This is a genomic window from Streptomyces sp. NBC_00690 (assembly GCF_036226685.1).
Taxonomy (GTDB): domain Bacteria; phylum Actinomycetota; class Actinomycetes; order Streptomycetales; family Streptomycetaceae; genus Streptomyces.
This window is the reverse complement of record NZ_CP109010.1, coordinates 1-16,104: the sequence shown is the minus strand read 5'-3', so window position 1 is coordinate 16,104 and position 16,104 is coordinate 1. Positions and strand designations below refer to the sequence as shown.

At 66.6% G+C, this 16,104-nt stretch carries 11 protein-coding genes and 1 pseudogene; 4 read left to right on the top strand and 8 right to left on the bottom strand.

All coding sequences use genetic code 11. The features are described 5' to 3' along the window. Positions 1-102 precede the first annotated feature (102 nt). Together OID54_RS37620 and OID54_RS37615 are read right to left on the bottom strand one after the other, a co-directional pair. The gene (locus OID54_RS37620; protein ID WP_329011962.1) at positions 103-1,089 is read right to left on the bottom strand and encodes an ABC-three component system protein; all 987 of its coding nucleotides are present in this window, start codon (positions 1,087-1,089) and stop codon (positions 103-105) included. A 1,572-nt stretch (positions 1,090-2,661) separates the two neighbouring features. Beyond that, positions 2,662-4,002 carry a TnsA-like heteromeric transposase endonuclease subunit gene (locus OID54_RS37615; RefSeq protein WP_329011959.1) on the bottom strand — a complete coding sequence of 447 codons (1,341 nt, stop codon included), beginning with the start codon at positions 4,000-4,002 and terminating at the stop codon, positions 2,662-2,664. Between the two features lie 203 nt (positions 4,003-4,205). Between OID54_RS37615 and OID54_RS37610 the strand changes: the two genes are divergently transcribed. The 4 genes from OID54_RS37610 to OID54_RS37595 all read left to right on the top strand — a co-directional run bounded on the left by OID54_RS37610 (position 4,206) and on the right by OID54_RS37595 (position 10,355). Further along, positions 4,206-6,401 (top strand): dsDNA nuclease domain-containing protein, encoded by a 2,196-nt coding sequence (locus OID54_RS37610; protein ID WP_329011955.1) that lies wholly within the window; start codon positions 4,206-4,208, stop codon positions 6,399-6,401. A gap of 306 nt (positions 6,402-6,707) precedes the next feature. After that, the gene (locus OID54_RS37605) at positions 6,708-7,886 is read left to right on the top strand and encodes a dsDNA nuclease domain-containing protein (RefSeq protein WP_329011952.1); all 1,179 of its coding nucleotides are present in this window, start codon (positions 6,708-6,710) and stop codon (positions 7,884-7,886) included. Continuing rightward, the gene (locus OID54_RS37600) at positions 7,870-8,439 is read left to right on the top strand and encodes a hypothetical protein (protein ID WP_329011949.1); all 570 of its coding nucleotides are present in this window, start codon (positions 7,870-7,872) and stop codon (positions 8,437-8,439) included. The genes OID54_RS37605 and OID54_RS37600 overlap by 17 nt, the downstream gene beginning before the upstream one ends. Further along, on the top strand, positions 8,436-10,355 hold the full coding sequence (locus OID54_RS37595; protein ID WP_329011947.1) for a hypothetical protein: 1,920 nt from the start codon (positions 8,436-8,438) through the stop codon (positions 10,353-10,355). Before OID54_RS37600 ends, OID54_RS37595 begins: the two co-directional genes overlap by 4 nt. Before the next feature lie 101 nt (positions 10,356-10,456). On the opposite strand, the pseudogene OID54_RS37590 reads toward OID54_RS37595, so the two are convergent. The 6 genes and pseudogenes from OID54_RS37590 to OID54_RS37565 form a co-directional block, all read right to left on the bottom strand. Beyond that, positions 10,457-11,491: pseudogene (locus tag OID54_RS37590) on the bottom strand (helicase associated domain-containing protein); the annotation flags it as partial. 203 nt (positions 11,492-11,694) lie between these two features. Continuing rightward, positions 11,695-12,252, bottom strand: a complete 558-nt coding sequence (locus OID54_RS37585) for a hypothetical protein (RefSeq protein WP_329011944.1) — start codon at positions 12,250-12,252, stop codon at positions 11,695-11,697. Positions 12,253-12,321: 69 nt separating this feature from the next. Next, the gene (locus OID54_RS37580) at positions 12,322-14,988 is read right to left on the bottom strand and encodes a DEAD/DEAH box helicase (protein ID WP_329011941.1); all 2,667 of its coding nucleotides are present in this window, start codon (positions 14,986-14,988) and stop codon (positions 12,322-12,324) included. A gap of 37 nt (positions 14,989-15,025) precedes the next feature. Next, entirely contained in the window at positions 15,026-15,190 is a 165-nt protein-coding gene (locus OID54_RS37575; RefSeq protein ID WP_329011938.1) for a hypothetical protein, read from the bottom strand. A 2-nt stretch (positions 15,191-15,192) separates the two neighbouring features. Continuing rightward, a complete protein-coding gene (locus OID54_RS37570) occupies positions 15,193-15,438 on the bottom strand; it encodes a hypothetical protein (protein ID WP_329011934.1) in 246 nt (81 codons plus the stop codon). A gap of 5 nt (positions 15,439-15,443) precedes the next feature. Continuing rightward, a complete protein-coding gene (locus OID54_RS37565; RefSeq protein WP_329011931.1) occupies positions 15,444-15,662 on the bottom strand; it encodes a hypothetical protein in 219 nt (72 codons plus the stop codon). Positions 15,663-16,104: the final 442 nt, after the last annotated feature.

Sequence of the window (16,104 nt, the reverse complement as noted above, 5' to 3'; positions counted from 1 at the left end):
TTCGGCACGGAAAGGGCCGGGGTCGGCTGCAAGAGCCTGAGTGCCGATGGCGGGGCGGCGCCCACCGCATTCTCAGCTCCTGCTGTCCTGCACTGTGGCGCGCTACTTCTTGCCTGCGGTTTTGAAGCGGAACCCGAAGAGTCCGCCGGTTTCGTGTTCGTCGGTCAGGCGGGGGCTGCGGATGTAGGGCTCGGGGTTGAATCCGCGGTGTGAGGCCATTCCCAGGCTGTCGGTGTTGATGGTGACGATGTACTGCAGGTTCTCCTCCTCGGTGACTTCCGCAGCGAGCTTCAGGGCGGCGGCGACCTGCCGGTCGTCGACGCCGTCGTAGAGGTGGCTGTCGTGGACGAGGAAGTCCGGGCCGCGACCGTGTCGGTGCGCCAGGACGGCGAGGGTCAGGTCGAAGCAGAAGATGACCATGTTGCCGATGCCCCGGCTGCCGTCGCTGTCGATGCGCGGGGTGATCGTCAGGCTGTTACGACCAGCCTCAATGGCGAGGTATGCCTCGCGCCCTTGCCCGTAGAGCCGCTGGGCGTAGTGAGAGAACAGCAGGATCGCTTCGTCTGTCTGCTGGCGGCGTTCTTGGAGGTCGGTGTCAACCGCCTGTTGCAGCTCCACACTCTTCGCGGTGATCTGCCGTGCGCTCGCTTCGAGTGTCTGTGCCGCTTCGAAACGGTGGCGCAGTGCTTGGAGTGCGGCCTCTTCGCGTCCGAGAGCCGTCTGCAGTGCTGTGAGGGCCTCCAGGGCTCCGCCCTCAGCGAGGTCTCGAAGGAGCCGTGCCTGGTCTTCGCCCAGGCGTGCCCGCTCGGCACGGCGCGCATGGAGCCGTTCAGTGAGTTCGGTGATCTCCTCTTCCAGGAAGCGCCGGCGGTTGCGGACGACCGAGTGGTGGAAGGTCTTCACGTCCTCGAACCGGCGGCGGACCTGATCGCTGAGAACCACGCCGAGCTCTCGGTAGACAGGCTCCAAATAGTCGATCTCGACGTCGGATGTCTCAGTGACGGCTGCCTGGCCGCCATCTGCTGCTCCTCGTCCGGGACGGGACCGGCCTCGGGGACTGCTACCACTGGGTTGCCTCCTGGCGGGCATCGTAGATCCGCGACGGGCGAAGGACTGAGGCCCGCCCGGATGGCTGCTCGTCTCCGGCGGGGCCGCCGCCGGCATCGTCTGATGTGCCGAGCGGGTCTTCGTCCTCGTCCCAGCCGTCCTCGAACTCTTCGTCGTCGGGCTCATCCAGATCCGCTGGGGTGAAGGCGCCGACCAGGCCGTAGGAGAGGGTCGGGGCGGTGAGAGGGACGGACGGCTCCTGCTGGTTTGGGGCGGGCCCGGCGAGGGAGGCTGCGGCGCTGGCGCGTGCCGCGACGGTCCGCTCGCGGCGGGTGCCTTCCCCGTTACCGGCCCGCCGCAGGAGACGGTCCAGGGCCTGGGCGAGCTGTTGCTCGTGCTCATCGCGATCGCCGCGGCGCTCGACGGTCGCGCGGATGTGCCGCCAGGTGAAGTCGGTGAAGGGCAGGCTTACTCGCTCCTTGTGGATCCAGGGCACCTCCTCCCAGCCGCCAGGCAGCCGCACCCAGATCTGCTGGGGGTCATAAGGGTTGTGGTGCACCTCCCACATCCCGTCCGGGGCCGTCGACTGGAACCCGCGGTGCGGGTTGAGGACCTCATGGTCGTAGGTGCGATAGTCGAAGCGGATGCCGTAATCGTTGATGCCCACCCGCTTGACCGGCATGAGCTCGACATAGTCCTCTTCGCTGAGCAGCACCGGCACATAGCCGGTCACGCCGACCAGCGCGGCCCACATCTCGTTCGGCGACACCGCGAGTTTCGGGGCCAGAGGATGACGCAGGGATGCGTGCCGACGGTGCTGCCAGTCTGCGACCAGCCACTCGTCCAGCAGATCCTGCACCTGTGGCAGCGTCCAGCACGCCTCGTCCCCGACGTGAGAGCCCCGCTGAGTGACGTCGGAGCCGGTGTAACCGGCCACGTACTGAGAGAACCGGTCGCCGATGGTGCGGAACATCCGCTCGACATTTCCCTTGGCCGGGCCGTTGGCCGGAGGCGCCGGCTGCACCGACACCCCCAGGCTGTCGCACGCCGCGGTGAACGAGGCGGAGATGAACACCCGGCCCTGGTCGACGACGACCGTCTCCGGCGTGATCACCGGACGGGCTGCCGCACCCTCCAGCCGCGCGTCCAACGACACCAGCCGCTCGTAGGGGATGACCGACCGCGATATCGCCAGCGCCTCTTCCCACCCTCGGCGCATCCGCATTGGCGTCACCATCTGCGCCAGCAGAACCGCCGCATCCACCGACCCGGTGCCCATCGGCCGCAGCACGGTCGCACAGATACTGCGCGTCGCCACATCCAGGGCGATCGTCAGCTCGGCCTTACCCGCCACCCCGTCGGCCAGGACCACCATCACGTCCAAAGGGGTGCTGTCCAGCATCACCAGCTCACCGGGCCGCAGCGCCACCGTCGGGGTGAACGGCGGAGCCGGCCGTGAGGAGTGACGGCGCCGCTGCGCCGCTGTCCCCAGCAGCCCATGACGGTCCGCGAGGGCGTGCACCAGCCGGTTGAATGTCGAGGCCGGCGGCACCTTTACCGTCCCCACACCGTGGGCGTCCTCCAGAATCCAGCCGACGGTGCGCCGGAGCCGGCTCAGCGTCCCGGTCGACCGCTCCCGCTGCGCCTGGAGTGCCTGCGCGATCGCGGCGACACCCGCTCGTCCGCGCGCCCTATCGGCGAGCGCCGCCGGGCGGCCCGGCCGTCCACCAGCCCCCACAGGCATTGCTCCCGATAGCGGGCCCGCATCCGCCGCACCGTCACCGCACTTGCCGGCTGCCCGGCCGCCGTCAGCTCGGCGGCCTTGGCCTCCTCCCGCTCTGCCATGGTGCGCCGGGCCGGATCGAATTCGGCCCGAGGCGGCTGGTCCTGTCCCGGGACGGGGTATCCGGTCTCGACCTCACGCACGTGCCGCTCCCAGGCGTACGCACGCGCGCGCACCTGTTCAGGCAGCTCCTCCAGGAGCCCGAACGGAGGCACGCCGCGCTGCGGGGCGCCTACCACTTCGAAGTCGGGTTCGGCGAACAGGAAGTTCGCCAGGACAGTGGCCACGGAGTTGTCCGCGTCGACCAGCCGTACGCATGACCCTTCCAGCATGACCACCGTCCAGGTCCGCTTCGCGAAACGCACCTGTGTTCCGGGCTCTAGCACTGTGCCGCTCATGCCTGCCCCCCCTGTGGGGCGGTCCGCCGTCACGGTCACCCGCTCGTGCAAGGGCACCTCGAGGGGGGCCGACAACTTGCCGTGCCACAGCGCGTGGAAGACCACCGGGAAGACCTCCACTGGATCGCCGAGTTCACGCACGCCCTCGATCAGAGGCCGCGGTCGCCGAAAGACCTCGGCCGCGCGCCCGGCAAGTTCGCCGCCCCTGTAGCGGGGGTGCCGGTACCCGGCCAGCCAGCGCAGATTGGCCGCCAGAACCGGATCAGGAGGGCGCAGAACCCTGTACTGCCACCCTGCTGCCGCGGCCGCGGCCTTCATCACCGCCGCCCGACAGGCCAGGCGCGGTGAGATGTCCCCGTGCCCGGCGCAGTCCGCCAGCAGACCCCTGCCTTCCGCGAGCCGGGCCATCAGATGCGGTGCGTGCCGCACCCAGGTTCCGTCACGTTTACGCCAGGTGAATTCCACCGGGCGGCATGCAATGGCCTCGACCGAAGGATCCCGGTCCAGCAGCATCACCTGGGTGCGCATGACACCAGACCCGTAGTGCACCAGCCGCCCGTTCGTTGCCGACCACCACCAACCCGGCGCAAAACGACGGCCAGGACGCACGGGAAAGGGCCGCACCGGGCCGCAGTCCTCCAACGCGACCTCCCGTGCGACGTCTCGCCAGCACATCAGCCGCTCACTGCACGCAGGATCGACGAAGCGCGCCATCAGGTGGTCGTCGGCTCCCTCCGCGAACTCTCCGCTTGCCTCGCCGCCTTGTCGCCTCACGTCTGACAGCCAAATGCATGCCGGGCGGCCGGGTACGTGATCTGGCTGCTCCCACCCCGAACGGGTGAACACAATCCGCTGCCGAAGAGGGAGACCTCAGTGAGGGAAGGACACGCTGGCTTCACGAGTTCCGCCGAAGTGATCGACTCGCCAGTCGAGTACCGCTTACGCTGCGTGCTTGGGGAGAGTGGGCTGGGGGGTACATGGTTGATCCGATTGCGACTGCTGCCCTGAACGCGGGTTCGGCGACACTGCGGGGCTACGAGTACCAGACTCATGTGGCTGCACAGGCCGTCCTGGAGATGCTCGCTGATGAGGCAGTACGGCATGTGACATGCGAGCACATTGAGGACGTCATCATCGCCCGCAGTGAGGGGCAGGCCAAGGGCGGTCTGTTTTGGGAGTTTCAACAGATCAAGACGCGGGAAGTGGCCACTCCTTGGGCATTCAGAGACGTGCTCGCAAAGAGGCCGTTGCAAAGCCTGTGGCGTACGTATGGAACGTTGAAAGACCAGGGACTCTCCTACAGGCTAACGGCTGCCGTTGAGGGATTTCTTGATCCTGCCGATGCGCTCGTTACTGCTCTTGCGCACGGAGAAGGGGCCGACAACGAGCACTGTATGGAGCGGGTGACTGCCCACCTGAAAGCTGACGCCAAGGAGGTCTCTGCCTTCTTGGGCCTGATCCGTATCCAGGAACTTCCCAGGAGCGAAGACATCGAGGAACGTAACGTCGCGTTCCTTCGCGAACTGGGCTCGCCGTTGACCGGTACTGAAATTAGCGGTCTCTACGCCGAGCTCGTGCACCGTGTCAGGAAGGCGATGCAAGGCCGCCTGGATCCTCGGTGGACTGAGCAGTCAGGAGTGCAGGACCTGCCTGCGGGGCTGCTGGGGAAGCGCGTCGGGCCCAGCGCGGTTGCCGATATCCGTCAGCGCCTGCAACTACCTGATCGCATGCTGTTGACCGGCTTCTCACAGCGCGGAGGAGTCGACACAGCGCAGACCAGTGAAGTGCGGAGTGGCGCAGCAGCCCCGTACGAGGCTTGCGGTCTGCGCAAGGACTATGCCTGCGAGAAGTTCCCCTTCCACCGTCAAGAGGACGGCATGGCTGACGTCTTCTACGCGACGCACAAGCCGACCGGCACGCCCGTCGTCCTCAAGAAGCTACGCGGCCAGTACCCGCACCTCGACAAGAAAGCCCGGATGACCCGTGAGATCGAGGTGGGCCGTCTTCTGAGCGACCATCCGAATGCGATGCCGGTCTGGGACGCCAGCGCCGACGGCACGTGGTTCGTCATGCCCAAGGCGCAGGCTGTCGCAACGGAATGCCTCGATGACCTCAAGGATCCGGCCGTACTACGGGACCTGATTGAGAGCCTGTGCTCGGTGCTGATCGCTGCGCATGGGATGCAGGCACCGGGCGCCCCTCACGGATGGATACATCGGGACATCAAGCCGTCTAACGTACTTCGGCTTGATGGGCGATGGGTTCTTGCCGACTGGGGCATTGTGCGTCGTCCGCCTGGCCAGACCACGCATGCGCAGCGCACCCGGCTTGGGGCGAGCATGGGATCTGAGGGCTTTGCCGCTCCGGAGTTGAGCTTCGATGCCCATAGTGCCGGTCCGCCGACTGACGTCTACAGCCTGGGGCAGCTGATCGGCTGGGCGGTCACACGCAGGAACCCGCAGCAGAATATTCCACTCATACCGGACTCTGGGCCCTGGCGCGCGGTCGTCCGAGGAGCAACGCGTACGGACCCCGGGAGACGGCCGGCAACGGTGCAAGCGTTCCTTGACCTCATCGCCCAGGAGATCGACACACCCCCCACGCCGCCCGTAGTACATGCCGAAACGCTCCGTGATGCTTTGAGCGATGGAGCAGCGAATGCCTCAGAGGAGTTGGTGGCCCTGGCGGCTGCCCACCCCGACGACGCTGCTCTGTACTGCGACGTACTTCTCAATGTTGATCCTTTGGCGCTCATGCCGGCGTTGTTGGCTGACCCTCCCCGAGCCCTTGAGATTGTCCGGGCGATGCCCGACCTTCTGGGCACACACCGCTCAATAGAGCGTGGTGAAGTCGACGCCGTCATCCTGTGGCTGTTCACCGTCGCACGCCATGCCGCTAATGCTGCGCAGTTGGATCTGCTGGAGGTTTGCTGCAACGGCGCCTTCACCTGGGACGCCTTGTGGGACCAGTGGAGGCCGCAGGATGAGATCAGGCCCTGGCTGCGCACCCTGACAGGGGATGCCGCCGGCTCAGTCGCAGGAGCTCTGCGCGACCATCCCGACTGCGCACGCCACTTCTCCTCACTGGCCAACGAGATGCGAGTCGATCACCGGATCCGTTCGGCAGTCTCACCACCTTTGCCGGGCGCGACCGGCACCGCCGGGTCAACGTAGGGGGCGGCGCGACTATGCCCGGTACCTCGTCTTCAGCGCGTCCCGGTGTGGCTGGGGCCGGGTCGAGTGACGCTGGGAACCATGGGCAGGCGTAGTCGACTTCGATGGTGCTGAAGGCTTCGTCCGGCCAGGGGGCGGTGTCGTTGTCGGTGGTGATGAGCTGGAGGCCCGAGCCGTAGGCGTCCGCCGAAGAGGGACCCGTCCCCAGTGAGGGAACAGTGGCTCCACGAGTTCCGTCGAAGCGATCGACTGGCCAGTGTTGTACCGCTTACGCTGCGTGCTTGGGGAGAGTGGGCTGGGGGGTATATGGCTGATCCGATTGAGACCGTTGCTCCGGACGATTCTGGTTCGGTCACGCTGCGGCGGTACGAGTATCAGGTTCATGTGGCTGCGCAGGCCATCCTGGAAATGCTCGCTGACGAGCCGGTACGCCATGTGACCTGCGAGCACATCGAGGACGTCATCGTTGCCCGCGGCAGCGAGGAGCAGACCAAGGGCGGCCTCTTCTGGGATTTTCAGCAGATCAAGACACGGGACACGACCACGCCCTGGGCGCTTACGGACGTTCTCGCCAAGGGACCGTTGAAGAGCTTGTGGCGCACGTACGGGGCGGTGAAGGACCAGGCGCTCTCATACGGGCTCACAGCTGGGCTGGAGGGTTACCTCGATCCCGCCGACGCACTCGTCACCGCTCTCGCACATGGGGGAGGGGCGGATAACGAGCGGTGCTTGAGGCGGGTGACAGCCCACCTGAAGGCTGACATCAAGGAGGTTTCAGCCTTCCTGGGCCTGGTCCGCATCCGGGAACTGCCCAGACGCGAGGACATCGAGCTGCGCAACACCGCCTTCCTCCACGAGCTCGGCCCGTCCTTGACCGGTGCGGAGATCACCGGCCTCTACACCGAACTCGTACGCCGTACTCGGGAGGCAATGCAGGGCCGTTTGGGCCCGCGGTGGGCCGAGCAGCTAGCGGTGCAGGACCTGCCTGCGAAACTGTTGAGGAAGCGCATCGGCCCCGGCACCGTCGCAGACCTCCGACAGCGTCTGATGCGCCCTGACCACGTACTGCTGACTGATGTATCGCAGCGTCTCAGCGGAGTCGAGACAGCGTTGGTCCGCAAGCTACGCCGGGGCGCGGCGACGGACGATGTAATCCAGGAAGCTCAGATGGTCCGCGCGCATGCCGACATTCACCGTATGAAGCAGCAGTCCCTGGGCACGTGGCCGGCTGACCCGGCCATCGAGGCGGACCTGGACGAGCGGCTGCTGCTGGTCGCGCGCCGTACCATCCGCAGGCACGCGGCAGATCCTCGCCCAGCGAACGCCATCTTCGACGGCCTCCAGACCACTCTCGAAACCAGCGCCGCTACCCACGACCGCTGGCCCCTCTATGCCCGGGACGGCGTGCTGCTCATGGGCCGGGCGTGCGCCATCTCCGACGAATGCCGTTTCGACTGGGGGACTGGCCATGAGTCTCCTGCCTGATATCGCCCCGCCCCCCACTGCGCCCCCGGAGTATCCAGACGGACTCCCTCCTTCCGTCGACGCCCAAGCCAGGCTTCTTGTCCTCATCGACGCCTTCTCCGAGACAGCAGCATCCAAAGGCATCGAAGGCAGGATGAAGCTCGCCAAACTTGACTTTCTCCTGCGCTACCCCGAGCACTTCAACCATTTGATGGCCGAGCGCCGACCCGACGCCGACCCAGGCGACGATCCGTGGCTGACAGGAGCCATCGAGCAGAGCATGATCCGCTATCGCTATGGCCCCTGGGACCCCGCTTACTACGCCCTCCTCGGTGCTCTGACAGGCAAGGGCCTCATCGAGCCCAAGCACGAGAACGCGGTCGCGACCTACCGCACCACGCCAGCCGGAAGAGCGGTTGCGCAAGCCCTTGCCGAATCCGAAAGCTGGCGCCCCGTACGCGATCGGGCCCGGCTCCTGCGCCGGCACTTCAACCTCACCGGCACCACTCTCAAAGACATGATCTATCGAGCGTTCCCCGACATCGTCGAGGCGGACTGGGGGACACAGCTGTGAGAATCCGGATCGAAGAACTGCACCTGGTCGGAACCAGCCGCCGCATCCGGTTCGAGCGTGGGATGAACGCCATTACTGGCGCCATGAGCGGCGGTAAGACGGCGACGATCAGCTGCCTTCGGGCCTTGCTCGGCGCCGATGTAAGCGTCGTCCCCGAGCTCCGAGGGCGCACCATGGCCGGCACCGTACTCATCGGCGACCGCCGCTTCCGCATCGTCCGCCCCCTTGTCACCACGACGACCGCCAAGGTCGATATCGCCGAGATCGGAGGCCAAGAGGAAGCCTGGCGGTTGCCGGCCAGCGAACTCCAGGCCGGCTACGACCACACCTTCCGCGACTGGCTCCTCGACCGCCTCGGCCTGCCTCGCATCAAGGTGCCGCGAGCCCCAACCGACCAAACGAGCCCGCTTGTCCCCGTGACGGCAAGCGACTACCTCATGTACTGCGTCCTGAGACAGAAGGAGATCGACGCCTCTGTCTTCGGCACCGCTGACAACCACGCGAAGAACATCAAACGCCGCTACGTCTTCGAGATTTTGTACGGCATCCATGACCCTGAATCCACCGGACTTCGGGAACGGCTTCGCGAAGTGTCCACGGAGCTCAAGGCCCTCACTGCGGACTCCGTCACCCTGGAACGACTCTTGGCTGAGACAGCCTTCGGCTCACAAGCCCAGCTGGAGGTGCAGCGCACAGCCACTGAGACCAAGCTTCGGGCGGCACGCACAGCGGATCAGCAACTAACGAGTGAGCTCACCGACCCTTCCACGGTGACCCTGCGCTCTCGGATTGCTGATGCTGAAAGCGAACTCGCGCGCATCGACATGGCTACCGCCGCGGAATCTGCGGCGGTAGCCAACCTGCGCGAGCTACACGACCAGCTCATCGCCCAAAGCCGTCGCCTCACCCGCGCACTCGTCGCGGAACGGCTTCTCAACGACTTCGAGTTCCACACCTGTCCCCGTTGCGGGTCCGGCATCCCAGAGCGCGGTGACGACCACACCTGCCGACTGTGCCTGCAGACCCCTCCGCAGACCGCGGCACCGTCATCCCTCGCCAGCGAGCAGGACCGGGTGATCGAGCAGGTTTCGGAAACCAAGCAACTCATCGAGCGCAGCACGAAAAGAATCGAAGAACTCCAGGCCGCACGCGCAGGCCACGCCCGTCTCCGCAACGACCTCGGAGCACAGCTAGACCGAGCCACGTCAGCCTTCGTCAGCGATCAGACCGACCGCATCCGCGCCACCGCCGCCGAACAAGCCCGGCTTGAAGAACGCTTGATCAGCCTGGAACAAGCCCTGTCGTTGTACGAGCGTTCCCAGAAGCAGGCACGCCGCATCGCCGAGCTTGAGCAGGAACAAGAATCTCTCAACGCGAGCATCGACGCTTCCAGGCACAGCAACCCTGCCGTCCAAGAACGACTGCGGAAACTCGATGAAGCCTTCGAGACGATCCTCCGCGCCTTCGACACCCCACGATTCGAAGAACCGGCAGGCACGTACATCAGTCGCAAGACGTACCTGCCCATCGTCGACGGCCGGTCCTTCTCAGACCTCGGCTCTCAGGGAGTGGAAGTCCTCGTCAACGTGGCGCACGTCCTCGCACACCAACTTGTTGCCCTGCGGGACAACAGCATTCCGCTCCCGAACATCCTGATCATCGACGGCCTCAGCAACAACGTCGGCCACGAAGGCATCGATCTCGAGCGGCTACGCAAGATGTACACCACCCTGCTCAGCGCTGCCCTCCAGCACATCGATGACCTGCAGATCATCGTGGCGGACAACGATCCCCCGCCCATCTCGGGAGTTCACCGCGCGCTAAAACTGTCGGACACCGATCGCCTCGTCCCAGAAGCGACCGCCGGGCAAGAGGCCCCGGACACAGAAATTGATCAGAGTGGCGACAGCAGCTGAGACACCAGTCGAATCTGCAACCCGCAGTCCCGGCAGGCGTTCCCTTGGGGACTGCGGGCTCGGCGCTGTCTGGTTAGCGCACCGATGGGTCGGTGCCAGAGTCATGCCCAAGCGATACCGAGCTCCCGTAGGGCAACGAGTTGCTCCTGAGTGAGCTTGTCCCGCCTCGACTTGGTGTTCGAGACCCACACGCCAAGCTTCACCGGCACCGGCTCGTCCTGGCCATCGACCTCGATCTCGACGACCGCGCCGCGTGGGACCGGCCGATTGCCTTCCCGCTCGACCCACTGGGTGAGGGCCGCGAGGCCGCGTTGGAATGCTTGCTGCGCTTTGCTCGGCCCCTTCGTCGTGTGGCTTGCCGTCGGGGCGTGGGCCGGGGCCTGGTCGGGCTGTAGGCCCAGCTTCAACAGCCGCTGCTGCTGCTCCTCGGAGAGCTGTTTCCAGGTGCCCGGGTTCTTCTGGCGCTCCAGCCATCGTCCGATGTCATCGTCCTCGAACAGCACCCCGGGCTGAATCTCGGGCAGGGCGCCATCGCCCTCGTCGGCGGCTAGGTCGTGTAGTACGGCGTAGTGGCGTTGCCAGTCGAGTGGCCAGGGGCAGTTCCAGTCCTCATCGATCGCGGTGAGCTGTGCCGCGCGTGCGGCAGCCCGCTTCGGGTCTTTGCCGAGGCCATCCTTGCGGCGGAGGTTGGCCATGTGCTGTCCAACCGGCACCAGGCCTTCTCCCTCGCCTTCGCCCCAGAGGGTGTCTTGTCGGGGTGCGAGGTGCCCGTGCGTACGGTGGTAGGAGCGGAGGGCGGCGAGTTTGTTCTCCCATGCTTCGTCGCCTGGTTCCCAGACCATTCCGGCTTCGTCGAGGAGGGTTTTGCGGTGGGGGTCGAGTTCTCCGGCCCGCAGCGCTTTTCTCTGTTGGTGCACCCATCGGCCAAGCGGGAACGTCTTCGTCGTTCCGACTGGGGTCTCGACGTCATAGGCGACGGCATACAGGCCGGTGATCCCGTTCTCAGCTCGCCAGCGGGTGAGGGCTTGGTAGCCCTCGAGCCAGACCAGGGACTGGGGCCGGATGACGCGGCAGCGGGTGAGGGCGGCGATGTCGGCGGCGTCGCGGGGGGTAGCGAAGTTGCTGAGTCTCGCTTCGTCGCCCGGGAAAATTCTCACGGAGATGTCCGACTGGTAGAGAGAGGAATCTCCTGATGGCAGGGCATGGGCTACGTGTAGCGGCGGCGCACTTGCTGAGAAATCTGCGTGCTGGCTCGTGAGAAAAGCCTGTTCAGTGACGCGGGAATCCATAGTTCCGGAGCCCCGTGCGCATGCGGTTCAGCAGCCGGCGGCCGGGAGCCTCAGCTCGGTGTGAAGGGCTCGACCGCCACGGTGCCGTCGCCGGTCATTACGGCTTGCCCGGCGAGTTGGGTGAGGAGTTGTTCAGGCGTGATTCCGTACCGTTGGCTCAGGCTCAGGCTCCGGATACGGCGTCCGATGGTGGCGTTGAGCCGGATGTCGGCGTTGAGTTCGTGGACCGCGTCCCGCTGCCGCTGCTCGGTCTCGCGGGCTCGGGTGAGGACGCTTTGCCGCCAGCTCTCGTAGTCCGCGGCGCACCGGCTGCCCACCTCATCCCGCGCGGGCACATACGATTCCCAGTTCTGCGCCCGCGTTAGGTCGAGCACGTGGCGCCACTCGGCGACGCGGGCCGCGCAGTCGGCCGCTTCGACCTCGGGGTCGGGCATGAATGATGGCCGTCCGGGCGACGGCTGCCGCACTTCCGCCTCGGCCTCGGCCGCGTATCCCTCGGCGTCCGCGAGCGCCGCCTCGATATCGCCCACGCTCATTCCGTCGGCACGGCGGCACACACCGATCCGCGCCCGGAGGGTCTCCTCGTCGAGCCACAGAATGTTCTCCACCGGCTTCTCTTCTGCTCGTTCCTGTTCCGGATGCTGGCCCGCGCTCTGCGGGCTCGCCGTTGACCGCGGCTACGCCGCCCACTCCATGCCCAACTCCCGTAGTGCGTCCCGCTGCTCCGCGGTGAGCTTGTCCCGCCGGCTCTTGGTGTTGGAGACCCACACACCCAGCTTCACCACCACTGGTTCCGTCTGGTCGTCGACCGCGATCGGTTCGGCGTGTCCTCTCGGTACGGGCCGGCCCGCGCCTTCCCGTTCCACCCACTGCGCGAGGGCTGCGAGGCCGCGTTGGAACGCCGCCTGGGCTTTGCCCGTCCCCTTCGCCACGCCAGCCGCTGCTGGGGTGGGAGTCGGAACCCCACCAGGCTTCACGCCCAGTGCGGTTAGCCGCTCCTGCTGTTCACTGGTGAGTTGTTTCCAGGTGCCTGGTTCTTGTTGCCGTGCGAGCCATGTGCCGATGTCATCGCTGTCGAAGTGGACGCCGGGTTGGATGTGGGGCAGGTAGCCGTCGGCGTCGACGAGGTCGGCGAGGACGCGGTAGTGGCGTTGCCAGTTGAGTGGCCAGGGGCAGTTCCAGTCCTCATCGATCGCGGTGAGCTGCTGCGCGCGCATGGTGGCTCGCTCCGCGTCCTTGCCCAGGCCGCCTTTCCGGCGGAGGTTGGCGAGGTGCTGCCCGATGGGCACCATCGCCTCGCCCTCGCCCCACACCGCGTCCTGACGTGGCGCGAGGTGCCCCGTGGCCCGCCGATACGACCGGAGTGCGGCGAGCTTGCTCTCCCACGCTTCCTCGCCCGGCTCCCAGACCATCCCGGCTTCCGGGGCGTCCAGCAGGGTTTTGCGCCGCTCCTCCAGTTCACCTGCCCGCAGCGCCTTCCGCTGCTGGTGCACCCACCGCCCGAGGGGGAAGTCCTTCGTCACCCCCACTTCGACCTCAACGTCATAGGGCACGGCGTGGACGCCGGTGATCTGGTTCTCTTTCCGCCAGCGGATGAGGGCTTGGTAGCCCTCTAGCCACACCAGCGACTCGGGCCGGTACACCCGGGTGCGCAAGAAGGCGGCGATGGTCGCCGCGTCCCGGGGTGTGGAGAAGTGCAGCAGCGCCGCTTCGGCGGCGGCCTGGGTGTCGTCGTCCTCTTGGTCGTCGCCGTCACCCTCGCCACCGGCCCCGACGATCTGTCCGTCCTCGTCACGCCGGACATGAATCTTGCGCTTCCCGCTGGTGAGCGCACGGGAAGCGAGCTGCTCAACAAGTCGCTCATCATGCGAGCGCAGGCCCTGGAGGACTGCTACAAGTGGGCGAAAACTGGCGGAAGCAACCATATCGGTCGGGTCTTCGCCGGGTTCCAGGAAGACCGGCACGAGGATGCGCGCGATCTTCGTGCTGCCGTCCTTGTTGAGCCGTAGCGCGCGGCCGATGTTCTGGACGATCTCGACTTGGGAGCCGCGGGTGTCGGCGAAGCAGATCGAGTCGACGCCCCTGGTGCCGGTGATGTCGACGCCTTCTCCGAGAACGCGAACGCTGGCGAGGAACGCGCGGTGCACCCGGCGCCCGGCCGCGTCGATGCCGTTGGCGAATTGACGCAGTGCCTCCCGGCGTTCGGCCACCAGGTGGTCGCCGCACAGCCACGCCGACCAGACACGGTCCGGGGGTACGTGGCGTCCGGCTTCCAGCTCGTAGAACTCCGCGTCGATCGACGACCTCGGCAGCTTGTCCGCGGCGGCCAGGTCATCACCTGTGGTGTCGTTGGCGTACAGCGCGGCCGCGGTCTCCGGCAGCTTCTCCGCGAACGTGGCTGCTTCCTCGACCTTCTGGTGGAACGTCATGACGGTACGGAGGTTGTACGCTGCCGCGTGCTCCAAGAGTGCGGTTTGCAGCAGGGCCAGGCGCCGGCCCCGCTTCGCCTCTTCGGACTCTCCGAGGACCGGCGAGGGGTCGCGGATTTCCAGGACGTCGATCTCGAACCCGGCGAGGATCTCCCGCTCGATCGCCTCGCTCAAACCGAGCTCGGCCAGCCACGGCCCGTAGGTTGGCGAGTCCTGGCCCATCGAGGCCAGCTCTACTTCCTGCCCGTCCGCGCCCTTCTGCGGCCGGGGTGCGGCGAGGATGCGCGGGGTCGCGGTGAGGTAAAGCCGGAAGTCGGCGGGGATGCGGGTGTTGTCGTGGATGGCCGCCCATGGACGGCCAAGATCCCCAGCGGTTCCGTGCGCCTCATCCACGATCGCGAGGTCGAACGGGCTCATCTGCTGCCCGTAGAGCCGCTCCCCGCCCGCCAGGGCGGCCTCCAGCGGCCCGCGAACCTTCCGCTGGCCCAACGGTGCGTCGATGTCCTCGCGGTCCACCAGCGAGGCGTAGGTAGCGAACACGACGACCGGCCCCGACCCGGCCCACAGGGCGAGCTGGATCGGATTCGTCGTGGTCCGTACGCCCAACTCGTTCAGCACCGCGTCGTTCTCCAGCGAGCACACCGCGACCATCGGCGCCCGGTGGCCCACCAGGCGCCATGCCTGGGCAGTCTGCGCGAGCAGGTCCAAGGTCGGCAGGGTCACGAGGATCCGGCCGCCCGCGAACGACTCCAGCGCGCACGCGGCGGCCGTGATCGTCTTGCCCGAGCCGGTCGCTGACACGATCGTGCCTCGGGCACCCTGCGGGGGCACGGATGACCTTGCAGGGAATCCCACCCACCGACGAAACGCGGACCGCTGATCTACCTGATGTTCCTTGAGTCGAATCGCTGACATTTCCTTGCCTCCCCGAGCATTGAATTCGTGTGGTGTTTCAGACGGCCGCGTGCGGAATGCAGGCGGGGCCCGAGTCGTTCCAGATCGACACATCAGCCTTGTGCCAGCCGCCCGGGTTTCCGTCCCTGAACCCCGGCAGATCGTCCGGGTCGTAGTGCCCGGCATCGAGCGTGCAGACCACGACGCCCCCGCCGCTGCTCACCGTCAGGGCCGTGCACAGACCGCCGGCCTCACCCAGCGCCTCCAGCGCCCGGCGCCGCGCCGCGCCGTGGTCTGCGGATGGGCGGACGGCAGCACGGACTCCCGGACGAACCTCTCCAGCCGCACCAGAGAGACCCGCTCACGCCGCCTCACGTCCGCCATGTGTACAGCCAGTTCAGCAGCCCCGACAGACCGACCGCCACGCCGTGACCAGTCCCGATCCGCGATGCCCACCAGAGCCTCGCTCATCGTCGTCACACCTTCGTCCCAGCCGTCCGCGAAAGCGGGCCACGCGAACGCGGCGCCATGCCACCCAACTCGACCACCTCGCCCGCGGACACGCCCTGCGCCTCCAGAAGCGCGAACAGCTTTAACCGGGCGTTCACGCCCGCCGTCTGATACTGACTCACCCGCCGCACAGAATCGCTGCTCAGCGCGGGATCAGGTCCAGTAGATTCCTGGTGACCGGTCATCTACGGTCACTCCTCTCGAAATTCCGGGGAGATCCCGGGCGGTTGGGGGTGTCCTTTGTTTTCGCCAACGGTACATGGTGCATCTTCCTGATGCACCCGCTACACTCAAACCCAACACGAACGAGCAACCCCCACCCCTTTCCAGCCAGCCAAGCCCGCGCCAGCGGGCTCCAATCGTTGTGGAGGCGCAGCCAGAACAACCGTCAGGTGGGGGAGCGCAGCGGACCCACCTCCAAGGGTCTGGAGTGAAACGAAAGACTCACTCTGGCCAGGCACAGCCTGGCTACGTCTCGGAAGCGCAGCGGACGAGACGTCACCTCCCTTGCGCAGCAAGGGAGGTGAGTGTGATGCGCAGCATCACACCAGCGCTCCCGCGGAGCGGGAGCGCAACACCCAGGCGCAGCCTGGGTGTTCGCTTGCACCTCGCGCAGCGAGGTGGTAC

Coding starts and splice junctions, on each gene's coding strand:
- OID54_RS37565 (WP_329011931.1), bottom strand. CDS start 15,662: ATGACCGGTCACCAGGAATCTACTGGACCTGATCCCGCGCTGAGCAGC.
- OID54_RS37620 (WP_329011962.1), bottom strand. CDS start 1,089: ATGCCCGCCAGGAGGCAACCCAGTGGTAGCAGTCCCCGAGGCCGGTCC.
- OID54_RS37570 (WP_329011934.1), bottom strand. CDS start 15,438: ATGAGCGAGGCTCTGGTGGGCATCGCGGATCGGGACTGGTCACGGCGT.
- OID54_RS37580 (WP_329011941.1), bottom strand. CDS start 14,988: ATGTCAGCGATTCGACTCAAGGAACATCAGGTAGATCAGCGGTCCGCG.
- OID54_RS37610 (WP_329011955.1), top strand. CDS start 4,206: ATGGTTGATCCGATTGCGACTGCTGCCCTGAACGCGGGTTCGGCGACA.
- OID54_RS37605 (WP_329011952.1), top strand. CDS start 6,708: ATGGCTGATCCGATTGAGACCGTTGCTCCGGACGATTCTGGTTCGGTC.
- OID54_RS37600 (WP_329011949.1), top strand. CDS start 7,870: ATGAGTCTCCTGCCTGATATCGCCCCGCCCCCCACTGCGCCCCCGGAG.